Source organism: Actinoplanes sp. NPDC051859 (assembly GCF_044452725.1).
Lineage (GTDB): Bacteria > Actinomycetota > Actinomycetes > Mycobacteriales > Micromonosporaceae > Actinoplanes.
On record NZ_JBITBX010000008.1, the window covers coordinates 152,434 to 166,925 of the forward strand.

Annotated in this window: 12 protein-coding genes; 5 read left to right on the top strand and 7 right to left on the bottom strand. The window is 70.3% G+C overall.

The genetic code is table 11. The features are described 5' to 3' along the window. The first annotated feature begins 62 nt into the window (after positions 1 to 62). From ACIA1L_RS21510 to ACIA1L_RS21530, 5 genes are all read left to right on the top strand, one after another. Positions 63 to 431 (top strand): MmcQ/YjbR family DNA-binding protein, encoded by a 369-nt coding sequence (locus tag ACIA1L_RS21510; RefSeq protein WP_396074793.1) that lies wholly within the window; start codon positions 63 to 65, stop codon positions 429 to 431. A gap of 68 nt (positions 432 to 499) precedes the next feature. Beyond that, on the top strand, positions 500 to 1,075 hold the full coding sequence (locus ACIA1L_RS21515; RefSeq protein WP_396074632.1) for a copper chaperone PCu(A)C: 576 nt from the start codon (positions 500 to 502) through the stop codon (positions 1,073 to 1,075). Continuing rightward, complete coding sequence (locus ACIA1L_RS21520) at positions 1,072 to 2,265, top strand: Dyp-type peroxidase (protein WP_396074633.1); 1,194 nt, start codon at positions 1,072 to 1,074, stop codon at positions 2,263 to 2,265. The genes ACIA1L_RS21515 and ACIA1L_RS21520 overlap by 4 nt, the downstream gene beginning before the upstream one ends. Further along, positions 2,178 to 2,843: a copper resistance protein CopC gene (locus ACIA1L_RS21525; RefSeq protein WP_396074634.1), complete on the top strand. Its 666-nt coding sequence runs from the start codon at positions 2,178 to 2,180 to the stop codon at positions 2,841 to 2,843. The genes ACIA1L_RS21520 and ACIA1L_RS21525 overlap by 88 nt, the downstream gene beginning before the upstream one ends. Before the next feature lie 99 nt (positions 2,844 to 2,942). Continuing rightward, positions 2,943 to 3,410 (top strand): hypothetical protein, encoded by a 468-nt coding sequence (locus ACIA1L_RS21530; protein WP_396074635.1) that lies wholly within the window; start codon positions 2,943 to 2,945, stop codon positions 3,408 to 3,410. 15 nt (positions 3,411 to 3,425) lie between these two features. Here ACIA1L_RS21530 and ACIA1L_RS21535 read toward each other — a convergent pair whose 3' ends face one another. From ACIA1L_RS21535 to ACIA1L_RS21565, 7 genes are all read right to left on the bottom strand, one after another. Then, complete coding sequence (locus ACIA1L_RS21535) at positions 3,426 to 5,405, bottom strand: ATP-binding protein (RefSeq protein ID WP_396074636.1); 1,980 nt, start codon at positions 5,403 to 5,405, stop codon at positions 3,426 to 3,428. A 232-nt stretch (positions 5,406 to 5,637) separates the two neighbouring features. Next, the gene (locus ACIA1L_RS21540) at positions 5,638 to 5,928 is read right to left on the bottom strand and encodes a hypothetical protein (RefSeq protein WP_396074637.1); all 291 of its coding nucleotides are present in this window, start codon (positions 5,926 to 5,928) and stop codon (positions 5,638 to 5,640) included. A gap of 196 nt (positions 5,929 to 6,124) precedes the next feature. Beyond that, entirely contained in the window at positions 6,125 to 6,511 is a 387-nt protein-coding gene (locus tag ACIA1L_RS21545; protein WP_396074638.1) for a hypothetical protein, read from the bottom strand. A 610-nt stretch (positions 6,512 to 7,121) separates the two neighbouring features. Beyond that, complete coding sequence (locus ACIA1L_RS21550; protein ID WP_396074794.1) at positions 7,122 to 7,907, bottom strand: peptidylprolyl isomerase; 786 nt, start codon at positions 7,905 to 7,907, stop codon at positions 7,122 to 7,124. Between the two features lie 140 nt (positions 7,908 to 8,047). Further along, positions 8,048 to 9,664, bottom strand: a complete 1,617-nt coding sequence (locus tag ACIA1L_RS21555; RefSeq protein ID WP_396074639.1) for a methyl-accepting chemotaxis protein — start codon at positions 9,662 to 9,664, stop codon at positions 8,048 to 8,050. Between the two features lie 74 nt (positions 9,665 to 9,738). Continuing rightward, positions 9,739 to 13,356 (bottom strand): HAMP domain-containing protein, encoded by a 3,618-nt coding sequence (locus ACIA1L_RS21560; protein ID WP_396074640.1) that lies wholly within the window; start codon positions 13,354 to 13,356, stop codon positions 9,739 to 9,741. A 126-nt stretch (positions 13,357 to 13,482) separates the two neighbouring features. Next, complete coding sequence (locus tag ACIA1L_RS21565) at positions 13,483 to 14,475, bottom strand: Ppx/GppA family phosphatase (RefSeq protein WP_396074641.1); 993 nt, start codon at positions 14,473 to 14,475, stop codon at positions 13,483 to 13,485. Between the last annotated feature and the right edge of the window lie 17 nt (positions 14,476 to 14,492).

A 14,492-nucleotide genomic window follows, 5' to 3' on the forward strand; every position in this document is an offset into this window, starting at 1 on the left:
TACCCGGAGGTCAGCGTGTGGTTCACTGCCCCGATGTGGTCGAATCCGCCCGGGCTGCGCTGATGGCCTCCGCCGACGACGTGCGCCGGTTGGCGCTGGCTCTGCCGCACACCGTCGAGATCGACAGTGCCGGATTCGACTTCCGGGTGGGGAACAAGGGCTTCGTGTGGTCGTACCCGGAGCGGGTGCCGGGCCAGCCGCGCGTCATCCGTACGGACATCGCGGTGGTGTTCGTCGGCGATGAAGCCGAGAAGCAGGCCCTCTTGCTCGGCGAGCCGGAGCTGTTCTTCACCACACCGGGCTACGACGGCCTGCCCCTGGTCATGCTGCGGTTGCCCGAAGTCGGGGTGAAACGGCTACGAGAACTCATCACGGACGCCTGGCGGATGCGCGCGCCGGACGAGCTGGCCGCGGACTTCGACGGCGCCTGAAACTTCCGGGAACTTTCCCGCCGGTCGCGACGACCAACCACCGAGTCATCCATCCCCTAGGAAAGACGATGTCGAACATGTTGCAGAACCGCCGTGCCCGGACCCGTGCCGGATTGGCCCTCGCCGCCCTGACCGTCACCGCCCTCACCGGCTGCGGCGGCGACAAGGACGCTGCCACGCCGACCGCCACCGGCACGGCTGCCCCGGCGAGCTCGGCCGCGGCCGTGACCGGCCTCGTCGTCCGCGACCCGTGGGTGAAGGCCGCCGACAAAGGCATGACCGCGGGCTTCGCCGAGCTGGTCAACGACAGTGACGCCGACATCACCATCAAGGCCGCCACCTCGCCCGCGTCGCCGATCGAGCTGCACACCATGGCTATGAAGGACGGCAAGATGGTCATGATGCCCAAGGAGGGCGGCTTCGTCATCAAGGCGCGCAGCAGCCACAAGCTGGCGCCGGGCGGCGACCACCTGATGCTGATGAAGCCGGCCGCGGCGATCAAGCCGGGCGACGAGGTGTCCTTCACCCTCGAGTTGTCCAGCGGCAACCCGCTCACCTTCAAGGCGATCGCCAAGCCGTTCGCGGGCGCGGGCGAGAGCTACGACCCGGGCATGAAGATGCCGTCCGCGAGCGCGCACCCGTGAGCCTCAGCCGGCGCACCCTCCTGGCCGGCGGCACCGTCGCCGGCCTGAGCGCGGCCGCAGGCGCCGCGGTCGGCGCGGCGGCGAGCGGGCAGACCCCCGACGTCGCCGCGGCCGGCCGCATGCCCGAGGCTGCCGTTTTCGGTACGGAGACAGTCCCCTTCCACGGCCCCCGCCAGGCCGGCGTGACCACCGAACCCCCCGCACAGGGCACGTTCGTCGCGTTCACCCTCAAACCCGGCACAGACCGGCGCGCGTTGGGTCGGATGATGCGGATGCTGTCCGACGATGCGGCCCGGCTCACCCGTGGCGAGCCCGCCCTGGGCGACACCGACGCGACGCTGGCCGGGCTGCCGTCCCGGCTCACCATCACGTTCGGGTTCGGGCCCGGCCTCTACAAGGCGGCCGGCCTCGAGGACAAGCGGCCGCCGTCCGTGCAGGACCTGCCCTCGTTCCGCATCGACCGGCTGCTGCCGCGGTGGAGCGGCGGCGACCTGGTCCTGCAGATCTGCGCCGACGACCCGATGACCGTCACGCACACCCAGCGGATGCTGATCAAGGACGCCCGGCCGTTCGCCGACGTCCGCTGGGTGCAGCGCGGCTTCCGCAACACCCCGGGTGTGCAGCCCGCCGGCTTCACCCAACGCAACGTGCTGGGTCAGCTGGACGGCACGGCGAACCCGCTGGGGCCGGAGATGGACACCGCCGTGTGGGCGCCGGACAACAGCACCCAGCTCGTGGTGCGCCGGGTCCGCGCCGAGATCGAGACGTGGGACCTGCTCAGCACGACCGACAAGGAAGCGGCTGTCGGGCGGCGGATGGACACCGGCGCGCCGCTGAGCGGCAAACTCGAACGCGACGAGCCGGACTTCGCCGCCCTGGACCCGGCCGGGCTGCCGCTCATCCCGGACTTCTCGCACATGACGCGGGCCCGGGTCACCGACCCGAAGCTCAAGATCCTGCGCCGGCCGTACAACTACGATGACGCACCGGACGCGACCGGACGCCCGGACAGCGGCCTGATCTTCGCCTCCTACCAGGCGGATATCGCCCTGCAGTTCCTGCCCATCCAGCGCCGCCTAGCCGAGAAGGACCTGTTGAACCAATGGATCACTCCGATCGGATCCGCAGTCTTCGCCGTACCGCCGGGCTGCGCCGCGGACGGCTGGATCGGCGACCAGCTGCTCGGCTAGCCGCTCTGGTGCTCGCCGCCGGCGCCGCCATGACCGCGCTGGTGCTGCCCGGCACCCCGGCGTGGGCGCACAATGCCCTGGCCGAGTCGACGCCGGCCAAAGGCGCCGTCGTGGAAGAGGCACCGAAGACGGTCAAGCTCCGCTTCCTGGAGAAGCTCAACGCCGACTTCACCACGATCACCGTCTCCACCGAGGCCAAGCAGAAGGTGGCCGCCGCCGACCCCAAAGTGGACGGTGCCACGGCCACGCTGGCGCTGACCGATCCGCTGGTCAACGGCAAGTACACGGTGGCCTACCGGGTGGTTTCCCACGACGGGCACACCGTGCAGGGCTCGTACGACTTCACCGTGAACGACCCCGCCGCAGCCGCCCCGGCCCCGGCCTCGGTCCCGCCGTCGTCCGCGGCGGTGCCCAGCGCCGCTCCCGCCACCAGTGCCGCGGCGGCTCCCGGCCCGGCGACCGAGAAGGCGTCGTCCGAATCGTCGATGTCGGGTGGGGCGGTGGCCGGCATCGTCGTCGCCGTCGTCATCGGCGCCGGCGGTGTGGCGTACTTCCTCTTCCGGCGCCGCAGCAGCTGAGCTGCCCGGATTGCCAGGTCCTCCCCCGGACCGGCACAGCCTCCTGACAGGTCCGTGACTCACCGTGAGTGAGTCACGGACCTGTCTTTGGAGGTTGACTTGAAACGCTCCACGAAACTGACCACCCTCGCGGCCGGCGCGGCCTTGGCCGGCACGGCCGGCATTCTGGGGCTGAGCATCGCCGGACCCGCCTTCGCCGAGGCGGACCCCTCGGCGCCCGGACCGTCCTCTTCGAACTCCGCGACGGCGCCGTCGACGCCCGGCGCGGACGGCAAAGCAGAACGCCAAGCGGACCGTGCGGAGCGGCAGGGCGAGCTCGCTGCCGCGCTGGCCGCCGAGCTGGGCGTCGACAAGGCCAAGGTCGCCGCCGCGTTGGAGAAGGTGCAGTCCGCGCGCCAGGCCGAAGCCAAAGCCGACCGGGCCACCGAACTCAAGACCCGTCTAGACGCCGCTGTCGCCGCGGGCACCCTCACCGCCGAGGAGGCCGCCGCCATCACCAAGGCCACCGAGAATGGCGTCTTACCCCAGGGCGGCCGAGGCGGCGGTCACGGTCGCGGCGGCCGCTGACGAGGCGCGCCACCGTCATCCGGCCGTGCGCGGCAGCCGTACGGTAACCGCCGTGCCGGTCGGATGTTCCCGGCTGAGCGTGATCGTGCCCTGGTGATGCTCGACCACCGCCCGGCACAGCGCGAGCCCCAGCCCGTTGCCCGGAATGCCGCTGTGCCGCACGTTGTCACCGCGGTGCAGCCGCCGAAAGAGGTCCGGTTGTTCCTCGTCGGACAGACCCATCCCGGTGTCGCTGATCGTCAACACCACCGTCTCCTCGTCCCCGGTCAGCTGCACAGAGACGGTGGCACCGTCGTAACTGAACTTGATGGCATTGTCGAGCAGGTTGTCGGCGACCTGGCGCAGCCGGCCCCGATCACCCGGGACGACAATGTCCGGCGCCAGGTTCGTGTCGATGACGATCCGGCGGTCGGCCGCCGGGCCGCGTACCGTGTCGGCGGCGGCCGCGACCAGCTCGGTCAGATCGACCCGGCAGGTCTGCATGCCGATGTGGCCGCCGTCGAGGGCCGCCAGATCCAACAACTGGTCCACCAGCTGACGCAGCCGGCGGCTGTTGCGGTCCACCACCTCGGCCAATCCGCGCAGCTCCGGCGTCAACTCGGGCGCCTCGGCGATGAGTTCCACATACGCGCCGATCGACGTCAGCGGCGTCCGCAGCTCGTGCCCGACCAGCGCGATGTACTCGTCGGTGGCCGCGGCCAGGTGATGCTCCAAGTCGTCGGCCCGGTGCTGCTGCAGGTGCGCGCCCACACTGCCCGCGATCCCGGTCAGCAGAACGGCCAAGGCGGGCTCCGGCTCCTGCGGGTCGTACGAGAAGAAGGTCAGCACCCCACTGACATGTTCACCGCTGCGCACCGGCACCGCCCCCGCGGCCCGAAACCGGCTCCCCGCGACGACTTCCGGCAGGATCGGCGCGTCCGCCGCATGAATGTCGGGCACCCACACCAGCTCGCCGCGCTGCCAGCACAACCCGGCCAGCCCCTGACCCCGGGCGATGCTCGCGGGGGCAGGCAGCGGCCGCTCGTGCGGACCGGTATAGCTCGCCTCCAGCCGCAGCCGCCCGGTGACCGGATCGACCAGCCACAGGCGGACGTACCGCCAGCCCAGCGTGCCGCCGATCGTCCGTACGACCTCCTGGTGCGCCTCCGCCGCGCTGCGGCTCTCCGCGAGCGCCTTCAGGACCTCCGTGGTGCAGGCCTGATAGAGACTCGACTTGTACTCACCGGTGATGTCGTGCACCGCGGCGACCGCACCGACCACCGCGCCGTCGGGATCACACACCGGCCTGGCGTTGATGGTCAGCCAGCGCGGACGGCCCCGCCGGTCGGTCGCCAGCAGCCCGGCATGCTCCACCACCTCACCGCGTAACGCCCGGCTGATCGGCAGATCGTAGGCCAGCAACGGCGACCCGTCATGATGCCGCAACGCGAAATGCTGCGCCCACTCCTGCAACGGAATCCCCGCGCTGTCGTCCCCGAAGAAGCCCCGCACCACGGTATTCATCATGATCATGCGGCCGGTGGCGTCGCAGGCACACAGCCCGGTGTCGGTACTCTGCAGCAGCGCCTCCACGAACACCTGTTCCAGCGCCGGATCCCGCACCAGCGGCGGCCGGCCCTTCCGCGGCGGCTCTCCCTGCGCCAGGTGCGGCACCAACGCCGCAGACAGTTGCTGCAGAGTGAACGGCTTCCGAATGACCGCCCGCGCACCGCTCTCCCGCAACCGCCGCTCGTCGATCATCGACAGCGCCGTCACCAACACCACCGGCACATCCGCCAGCACCGGGTCCCCCCGCAGCGCCCGACACAGCTGCAACCCGTCCATCTCCGGCATGTCCACGTCGGCAACCACAAGATCCGGCCGCCGATGCGCCGCCGCGACCAGCGCCGCGCGCCCGTCGTCGGCCACCGTCACGTCGTGCCCCAGCCGCCGGACCACCCCGGCAATCAACCGCTGATGATCCTGGTCGTCCTCTGCAACCAGCACCGACGCCATGTCCTCATCTAAGCGCGATCACAGGCATCGAAAAGCGAGAACAGCCACTTCCCCCTTCCGTACGCCAGCAGCACCGCGACCAGAGTTCGCGCTGCTCACCAGGCACTCCACGATCGACGGCCCCAAGCCGCTCAGCAGCCACTACCGCCTCGCCAGCAAGCCGCGGGGGTGTGGAAGACCCGGTTCCCGCCATCCGAACAGGTGACGGGAACCGGGCTGTCCCCCAGCAAGGTCAGCGGTCGGCCGGCGGGGTGTAGACGTCGCAGTGGCGGCCGCTTTCGGCGGCTGCCAGCGTCGGGCCGGCGCAGAGTCGCAGCGGCGGCTTCGCTCCGCCGAAGAGGTAGGTGGTGCGGGCCTGGAAGTCGGCGCCGCCCCGGCCGCACTGGTGGGCGATCGTGGGCCAGATGATCTCGTCGGCCGGCCCGTTGGCGGCGAGCTGGACCACGGCGCAGCCGGACCGGCTGTGGACGGCGAGCGCGCCATCGACCACGATCGGCGGCACCGGCTGTTCCGGAATACTCATCGCGAGATCGTAAATGCCGGTGACTGTCGTCCGTCCCACGGTCAGCTGGAATTCAATGTCATCGGCAGCTGATGCCGGCGACCCGCCCACACCCCACGTGATTCCCGCAGCGACGCAAACGGTGAACGCGCGAGCGGTGAGAGACCTCATCGTCTACTCCTGAGAATTGTCGGTTCATCAAATTCTGGGTGAATTGTCAGCGCACGAGAAGGGTGTAGTTGGGCGCGATACCGGTGCGGCAGCGGTAGGTCATCCACACGCCCTTGGCGACCCCGTCCGCCCCGACCCGCTCGCACTCGGCACGCGGGTCGGACACCTCGTTGTACATCGCGGTATAGATCTGCTGCTCGGTCGCGGACCGCGTAGTCGGCGGAACAAACGTCACCACCAGGTCATCCCCGGCAAAGCGTGAGGAGACGCGCGCAGAGCTCCACGTCCCCGCCGCCAGACCTCCGGCGGCGATGACATCGGCACGACCGAAGCCGTACGTGCCCAGCAGGGTGGTGGTCTCGCGCGGCGCAGCCTGAGCGGCGCTGGGTGCGAGCAGGACGGCGGCGGTCGCGACCAAAACGGCGCTTCGCATTTCTCGACTTCCTTCGAAAATGGCTACGGGGGTCTCCCGCAGCTCGACCGATGAACCCGCCGGAGGGTTTCTCCCGAGCGGCGACAATGACGGTACGGTCCAATTGCGGCGCCCGAACAAGAAAGCTCGCACCAACTGAAGAAGAAGCTGTTAACCCCATAACGAATGTTCAGTCAGCTCGTCGCGAGGCGTGCGATATCGACTATTTCCGTGACGGCTATCCGCGTCGAGGTGGGAGTGCCGCCAGGGCGTCGGTGGTGTGCGCCGTGGCCCGCGTCGAGGAGACCTTCGGCAATGACTCGCCGCTGCTCGGCAGCAGCGGCGGCGTGGGCGAGTGTGATCAACGCCTTCCACAGAGCCCGGCTGGCCGTCCCGGGCGGCTTCCAGCGCGGCGTCCAGCACCGCGATGACCGCAGCGCGGGGGATTCGGTCGCCCAGGGTGTCCAAGGCCAGGCGGGCCGCCGGTGCGTATCGGTCGAGCGGCCCGCCGCGGAACCAGTTGTGCAGGCCAGGCCTAGCGCCGCCGACCGGGACCGGGACCGGGACCGGCAAACGCTTTCGGCAGCGGGGTTCTCCGCACTGGAGCGCCGGAGAACCCCGACCGCCTGCGTCAGTGCTGGATTTTGGCGGTCTTGATCGTGGTGGTCAGGGCGGGCGCACCGTCCACGGGCGCCGGGTCCTCCGGCGTCGGGGCGATGCCACCGGCAGCTACCTTGTCGAGGGTGTCAAGGCCGGCGGCGGGGACAGTGCCGAAGATCGAGTAGTTCGGGCGCAGGGCGGAGTCGCCGTAGACCAGGAAAAACTGGCTGCCGTTGGTGTCCGGGCCGGCGTTTGCCATGGCTAGCACCCCGCGGGCGTAGACCTTGCGTTCACCGGTGGGGTCGGTCGGGGCGGGCGGCAGGTCGGTGGGCAGTTCGTCGGCGTAGCGGTAGCCCGGGCCGCCCGAGCCGGTGCCGCTCGGATCGCCGCACTGCAACACCTTGAGCGTCGGGTACGCGGTCAGCCGGTGGCAGATCGTGCGGTGGTAGAACCGGTGCCGGACGAGGTGCAGGAAGCTCTGCACCGTGCACGGCGCCGCCGCGCGGTCGAGTTCGAGCGGGATCGGTCCGAGGTTGGTCTGCAACAGCACCTGGACGGTGCCTCGACTGGGGGTGCGGCGCGGGTCGGGGGGCAGGGGCACCGGCCGGGCTGCGGGTTCCTCCGGGGTCGGCGTGTAGGCGCACGGCCCGCCGGTCGGATCGGTGGGATCCGCACCGGCGAGGCCAGCTCCGACCCGCGTGGGCATGCCCTGCGTAGATGCAGGGCTGGCAGCGGCCGGTGTCGCACCGACCAGCCCGCCGCCGAGCACCACCAGCGCCGCAATCACCCCGCCGGCGGACCGCAAAGCGCGGCGCATACCGAACGGACGGCCATCGTGGAGTGGGGCGGAGCTCGGGCTGAAAGTGCGGTGCGGGCTGTCGTGGACCACGTCGTCCTCCATGGCTCGGCTGATCGTCACCCTGCCGGTCTAATCGAGCTTCATGGATAGGTCAAGGGTCAGTAGCGGAACCTGCCGACCAGGTCGCGCAGGCCACCGGACATTGCTGCCAGTTCGGAGGCTGCCGTACGGGCCTGGTCGACGCCCGCGTCGGTGGTGCGGGCTGCGTCGGCCACGCCGCGGACGGCTGCCGCGATCTCGGTGGCGCCGTTGACGGTCTCGGAGACGCCGCGGCTCATTTCGCGGCTGGTGGCGCTCTGCTCCTCGACTGCTGCGGAGATCGTGGACTGGTAGGCATCGATTTCGGTCACCACGTCGCGGATGCGGTTGATGGCCTGGACGGCTGCCTGGCTCGTACCCTGAATGGAGTTGACCCGGGCGATGATGTCCTGGGTGGCGCGGGCGGTTTCCTGGGCGAGGTCTTTGACCTCGCCCGCGACGACGGCGAAGCCCTTGCCCATCTCGCCGGCGCGGGCCGCTTCGATGGTGGCGTTGAGCGCGAGCAGGTTGGTCTGTTCGGCGATCGAGGTGATCACCTTGACCACGTCGCCGATCTCCGCGGAGGAGACGCCGAGTTCCGCGACGGTGGCGGAACTGGCCTCCACTGCTTTGACGGCCTCGACGCCGAATTCGGCGGCCGCGGAGGCGCTGCGGGCAATCTCGCCGATCGCGGCGTCCATCTCGACGGCGCCGCTGGCGACGCCCTGGACGTGGTCGGAGACCTGGGCAACGGCGCCGGATGCGCGGGCGGCCTCGGCAGCGGTGTCAGCGGCGCCGGCCGCGAGGCTGCCGCTGGTGGCGGAGAGCTGCGACGACGCGTCGGCGAGGGTGTCGGCGCTTTCGGCGAGGGCGCGGACGGTGCTGCGCAGGTCGGCGGACATGGCGTCGACGGCCTGGCCGAGCCGTCCGGTCTCGTCCCGGCTGGTGAGCCCGGTGCTGACGGTGAGGTCACCGGCACCGACCTGGCCCAGGACGCGGATGCTGTGCTGCAGCGGCCGGACGACCGAGCGGGTGACGAGGATGCTGAGCAGCAGCGCCAGGACGACGGCCAGGCCGCCCGCGCCGAGCACGGTCGTGATGACCAGGCTGCCGATCCGGTCGACCTCGGCGGTCAGCGCTTTGACCCGGGCGGCGACCGAGGCGATCAGTTTCTCGGTCGACTCGAGCAGGTCGCGCCAGGCGGTATCGAGCTCGTTGTTGACGATCTCGTTCGCCTGGTCCGTCGTCGCCGGCGTGTTCTTGGCGAGCAGGGCGACGAACTGGTCGTCGAACTGGAAGTAGGTGTCCCAGAGGCCGCGCTGCCGGTCGAGCTCGGTGACTTCGGCAGCGCTCATCGAGGCCCGGTCGACCGTGGGCAGCAGCTCGTAGACGGCCTTCTTGGAGGCCAGCAGGCCACCGCGGTTGATGCCTTCGGGGTCGACGGCCGCGGGGACGCCTTCGGTCAGCGCCTGGGCCATGATGTAGCCCTGCCAGCCGCTGATGTCGGTGTTGAGCAGGCGCAGCTCCTCGGCCTGGTCGGCGAGGCCGCGAAGCTTGGTCAGATCTTTCTGGAGTTGGCGCTGGCGCTGGGCGCCCCAGGCGCCAGCACCGGCGACGGTGACCAGAAGGGCGCAGACAAGGAGAAACGCGGCACCGAGGCGGGCACCGACGGAGAAGTCGAGAAGTCGCTTTCGCACACTTTTCTCTTCGGCGCCTCGCCCCGGCGGACTGAGTCGGAGTGAGGGCGGTCGCTTTCGGCCGCCAGCAGGAATTATTCGGGCTTGGCGGCCAGCCACCGGTCGATGCAGGCGAGCAGGTCCGCAGCGTCCACCGGTTTGGTCACGTAATCGCTGGCGCCGGAGGTGAGGCTCTTCTCGCGGTCCCCCTGCATCGCCTTCGCCGTTACCGCGATGATCGGCAGGTCCGCGTACTCCGGCATGGCGCGGATCGCGGCGGTCGCGGCGTACCCGTCCATCTCCGGCATCATCACGTCCATCAGGATGAGGTCGATGTCGGACTGCTCGGCGAGGATCTCGATGCCCCGGCGGCCGTTCTCCGCGTAGCGCACCTGAATGCCGTGCAGTTCGAGGATGTTGGTGAGGGCGAACACGTTGCGGGCGTCGTCGTCGACGACCAGGACCTTGCGCCCCGCCAACGTCGTCGAGAGCCGGCCGAAATCGGCGGCCGGGGCCGGCGTCAGGTGTGCGGCGGCGGCTCCGCTCAGCTGCGCCGTGATGCGCTCGCGCAGCTCGTCGAGACCCGGCAACACCTCGAGCGGGCGGGTCTGCGACAACGCCTGCAGCAGCGTCTCCTGGGCGGCGCTCAGGCGCTGCCCCTGATAGGCGAGCACCGGCACGTCGCGCAGTGCGGGATCCTCGTGCAGGGCATGCAGGAACGCGGAGCCGGTATCCGCCGGCATGGCGAGGTCCAGCACCACGGCGTGACAGGGCTCGGCCCGCAGATCGGCGATCGCGGTCTCAGTGTCGACGGCGGTGACGACCCGGACCGGACCGTGCTTCCCGGCCACGGCGGCCGCCGCGCCCTCCGCCAACAGCGTCAGCAGGCCGTTCGGCGGGCTTTCCACCACCAACAATCGACGGGTACGTGCGAAGCCCGGCACCGCAGCCACCGCCGGCACGGGCTCCTGCGTGGCCGGCAGGTACAGCGTGAAGGTGCTGCCGCGGCCCAGCTCGCTCTGCGCCCGGATCTCGCCGCCGAGGAGGTGGGCGATCTCCCGGCTGATCGACAGGCCGAGGCCGGTGCCGCCGTACCGCCGGCTGGTGGTGCCGTCGGCTTGCTGGAACGCGTCGAAGATGGCACTGAGCTGCTGGTCGGCGATGCCGATGCCGGTGTCCACCACCCGGAAGGCCAGCACGGTCGGCTGCCCGGTGAGCCGCGCGGACAGCTCGTCGGGGTGGGCGTGTTCGATGCGCAGCCGGACCCGGCCCGCTTCGGTGAACTTGACCGCGTTGGAGAGCAGGTTGCGCAGGACCTGACGCAGGCGCTGGTCGTCGGTGAACAGCCCGGCGGGCACGTCGGCGGCCGTGGAGACGTCGAAGGCGAGGCCGCGGGCGGTGGTGAGCGGGCGGAAGGTCGCTTCGACGTACTCCACGAGGACCCGCAGGTCGAACGCCTCCGGGGCGATGTCCATCTTGCCGGCTTCGACCTTGGACAGGTCGAGGATGTCGTTGATGAGTTGCAGCAGGTCGGTGCCGGCGGAGTGGATCACGCCGGCGTACTCGACCTGTTTCGCGGTGAGGTTGTGTGACGGGTTCTGCGCGAGCAGTTGGGCCAGGATGAGCAGGGAGTTGAGCGGCGTACGCAGCTCGTGGCTCATGTTCGCCAGGAATTCCGACTTGTACTTCGAGGCGAGGGCGAGCTGCTGGGCGCGGGCTTCGAGCTCCTGGCGGGCCTGCTCGATCTCGGAGTTCTTGGTCTCGATGTCGTGGTTCTGCCGGGCCAGCAGGGTGGCCTTGTCCTCCAGCTCGGCGTTGGAGCGCTGCAGCTCCTCCGAGCGCGCTTGGAGCTCCTCCGAGCGGGCCTGCAGCTCGGCGGCCAGCCGCTGCGACTCGGTGAGCAGCACGTCGGTGCGGGCGTTCGCCACGATCGTGCTGACGTTGACGCCGATGGCCTCCATCAGCTGATCGAGGAAGTCGCGGTGCACGTCGGTGAACGCGGCCATGGCGGCGAGCTCGATGACCCCCAGTACCTGGTCCTCGACCACGATCGGCAGGACCACGAGCTGCATGGGTACGGCCGCACCGAGGCTGGACGACACGGTGAAGTATGCGCCGGGCAGGTCGTTGACGACGATGGGCCGCTTACCCACCGCGGCCTGCCCGACCAGCGACTCGCCGAGCGCGAACCGCCGTCCGGTGCCGGCGTGGCCGTAGCAGCCGACCACCCGCAGCTCGGTGCCGGTGCTCTCGTCCATCAGCAGGAAGGTGCCGAGCTGCGCGTTGACCAGCGGGGCGAGCTCGTTCAGCACCAGGGTGGCGACGACGCCGAGGTCGCGGTGGCCCTGCATGAGGCTGGCGATGCGGGCCAGGTTGGTTTTCAGCCAGTCCTGTTCCTGGTTGGCCCGGGTGGTTTCGCGCAACGACTGCACCATGAAGTTGATGTTGTCTTTGAGCTCGGCTACCTCGCCGGACGCGTCCACGGTGATCGAGCGGGTGAGGTCGCCGGTGGCTACGGCGCTGGTGACCTCGGCGATGGCGCGGACCTGGCGGGTGAGGTTGCCGGCGAGTTCGTTGACGTTCTCGGTGAGTCGTTTCCAGGTCCCCGAGACGCCTTCGACTTCGGCCTGACCACCGAGCTGGCCTTCGGTGCCGACCTCGCGGGCGACCCGGGTGACTTCGTCGGCGAACGACGACAGCTGGTCCACCATCGTGTTGATCGTGCTTTTCAGCTCGAGGATCTCGCCGCGGGCGGTGACGGTGATCTTCTGCGACAGGTCGCCGCGGGCCACCGCGGTCGCGACCTGGGCGATGCTGCGGACCTGGCCGGTGAGGTTGCCGGCCATCGAGTTGACCGAGTCGGTGAGGTCACGCCAGGTGCCCGCCACCCCGCTGACCTGCGCCTGACCGCCAAGTCGCCCGTCGGTGCCGACCTCGCGGGCGACCCGGGTGACCTCGTCGGCGAACGACGACAGCTGATCCACCATCGTGTTGATCGTGCTCTTGAGCTCGAGGATCTCGCCCCGGGCGTCGACGGTGATCTTCTGCGACAGATCGCCGCGGGCTACCGCCGTGGTCACCTGGGCGATGTTCCGCACCTGGTTGGTGAGGTTGCCGGCCATGAAGTTGACCGAGTCGGTGAGGTCACGCCAGGTGCCCGCCACCCCGCTGACCTGCGCCTGACCACCGAGGCGGCCTTCGCTGCCGACCTCGCGGGCCACCCGGGTGACCTCATCGGCGAACGACGACAGCTGATCCACCATCGTGTTGATGGTGTTCTTGAGCTCGAGGATCTCGCCGCGGACGTCGACGGTGATCTTCTGGGACAGGTCGCCGGTGGCTACGGCGGTGGCGACCTGGGCGATGTCGCGGACCTGGTCGGTGAGGTTGCCGGCCATCGCGTTGACCGAGTCGGTCAGGTCTTTCCACGTGCCGGACACGCCGGGGACCTCTGCCTGGCCGCCCAGTTGGCCCTCGGTGCCGACTTCGCGGGCCACCCGGGTCACCTCGGAGGTGAACAGGGACAGCTGGTCGACCATGCCGTTGAACACGGTGGCGATCTCCGCGAGCAGTCCGTCCCCGTCCTGCGGCAGGCGGGTGCGGAAGTCGCCATCGCGCACGGCGGTCAGCCCGGCCAGCAACCGGCGCAGGTCCGGGTCGGCGACGGCGGCGGCCGGCGCCTGACGCTGCCGTACGGGCGTGTAGTCACTCACCGCTTCGACCCTTTCGCCGTTTTCGCCGCCTTTGCCAGGGGTGGCAGCGGCGACCGGCGGACAGTATGCACCGCCGGAAGATCAAGAGGTCGGACACGGGATGCGGACAAACGCGAGAAGGAACTGTCAGATCACGGACGAACCGGTCCGGCTCCGCCACTGCGCATTCGACGGCTCGGGTGGTTCGGACTCCAGCCGGCGCAGCAGAATGCCCTCCCGCAGACCCCACGGGCAGATCCGCACCGCCTCGACGTCGAGCCCGCGCATCACCTCGTAGCCGACCACGGCACCGGCGAGAATCTGCCGGGCACGATGCGCCGAGACGCCGGGCAGCCGCTGCCGATCCGCCGATGCGGTAGCCGCGAGCTTGTCAATCCACGGTCGCAGGGTCTGCCGGCGAAGGTCCCGGGGCTCGAACGGACCGCGGCGCAGCGGCGCGGACCCGGTGAGCCGAGCGAGCTGCTGAAACGTCTTGGAGGCAGCCACCGCCGTCCGGGGCGACTCCCAGGAACCCCGGGCCGCGATCTCCCGTACCTGCTCCCGGACATGGCGCCGCAGATTGCGAACCGCCCGGGCGGACGGCGGGTCACCGTCGCGCAGGAACTCGCGGGTCAGCCGTCCCGCGCCCAGCGGCAGCGACAGCGCGGAATCCGGCAGCCGGTCCCGCCCGAAGGCCACCTCGAGGGTGCCGCCGCCGATGTCGAGCAGCAGCATCGGCCCCGCGCACCAGCCCAGCCAGCGGCGCGCGGCGAGAAACGTCAGCTGCGCCTCCTGCAGGCCGGTGAGCGTGCCGAGCCGGATGCCGGTCTTCGCCTCCACCTCAGCGAGCACCCGGTCCCGGTTCGGCGCGTCGCGGACGGAAGCTGTCGCGTACGCGAAAAAGACGTCCACCCGCGCGCGCCGCATCTCGACGGCGGCCCGGCCCACCGCCTCGACCAGCCGTTTGCGCCCGGCGGACGGGATGGTGCCGTCCGGGGCCAGCCGTTCCGATAGCCCGGTGCGCATCTTCCAGCTCAACGCGGGCAGCGGCAGCCCGCCGTCGGCGTCGGTGACCAGCAGATTGGCCGTGTTGGAGCCGATGTCGAGCACCGCCTGGCGCTGCGCCGTCCGGCCACCCACGAGTCACCCCACCCTCG

What these genes read in the sequence shown, in the direction of transcription:
- ACIA1L_RS21510 (WP_396074793.1), top strand. Translation starts at nt 63, where the DNA reads ATGGCCTCCGCCGACGACGTGCGCCGGTTGGCGCTGGCTCTGCCGCAC.
- ACIA1L_RS21515 (WP_396074632.1), top strand. Translation starts at nt 500, where the DNA reads ATGTCGAACATGTTGCAGAACCGCCGTGCCCGGACCCGTGCCGGATTG.
- ACIA1L_RS21525 (WP_396074634.1), top strand. Translation starts at nt 2,178, where the DNA reads ATGGATCACTCCGATCGGATCCGCAGTCTTCGCCGTACCGCCGGGCTG.
- ACIA1L_RS21535 (WP_396074636.1), bottom strand. Translation starts at nt 5,405, where the DNA reads ATGGCGTCGGTGCTGGTTGCAGAGGACGACCAGGATCATCAGCGGTTG.
- ACIA1L_RS21540 (WP_396074637.1), bottom strand. Translation starts at nt 5,928, where the DNA reads ATGAGTATTCCGGAACAGCCGGTGCCGCCGATCGTGGTCGATGGCGCG.
- ACIA1L_RS21545 (WP_396074638.1), bottom strand. Translation starts at nt 6,511, where the DNA reads ATGCGAAGCGCCGTTTTGGTCGCGACCGCCGCCGTCCTGCTCGCACCC.
- ACIA1L_RS21550 (WP_396074794.1), bottom strand. Translation starts at nt 7,907, where the DNA reads ATGCGCCGCGCTTTGCGGTCCGCCGGCGGGGTGATTGCGGCGCTGGTG.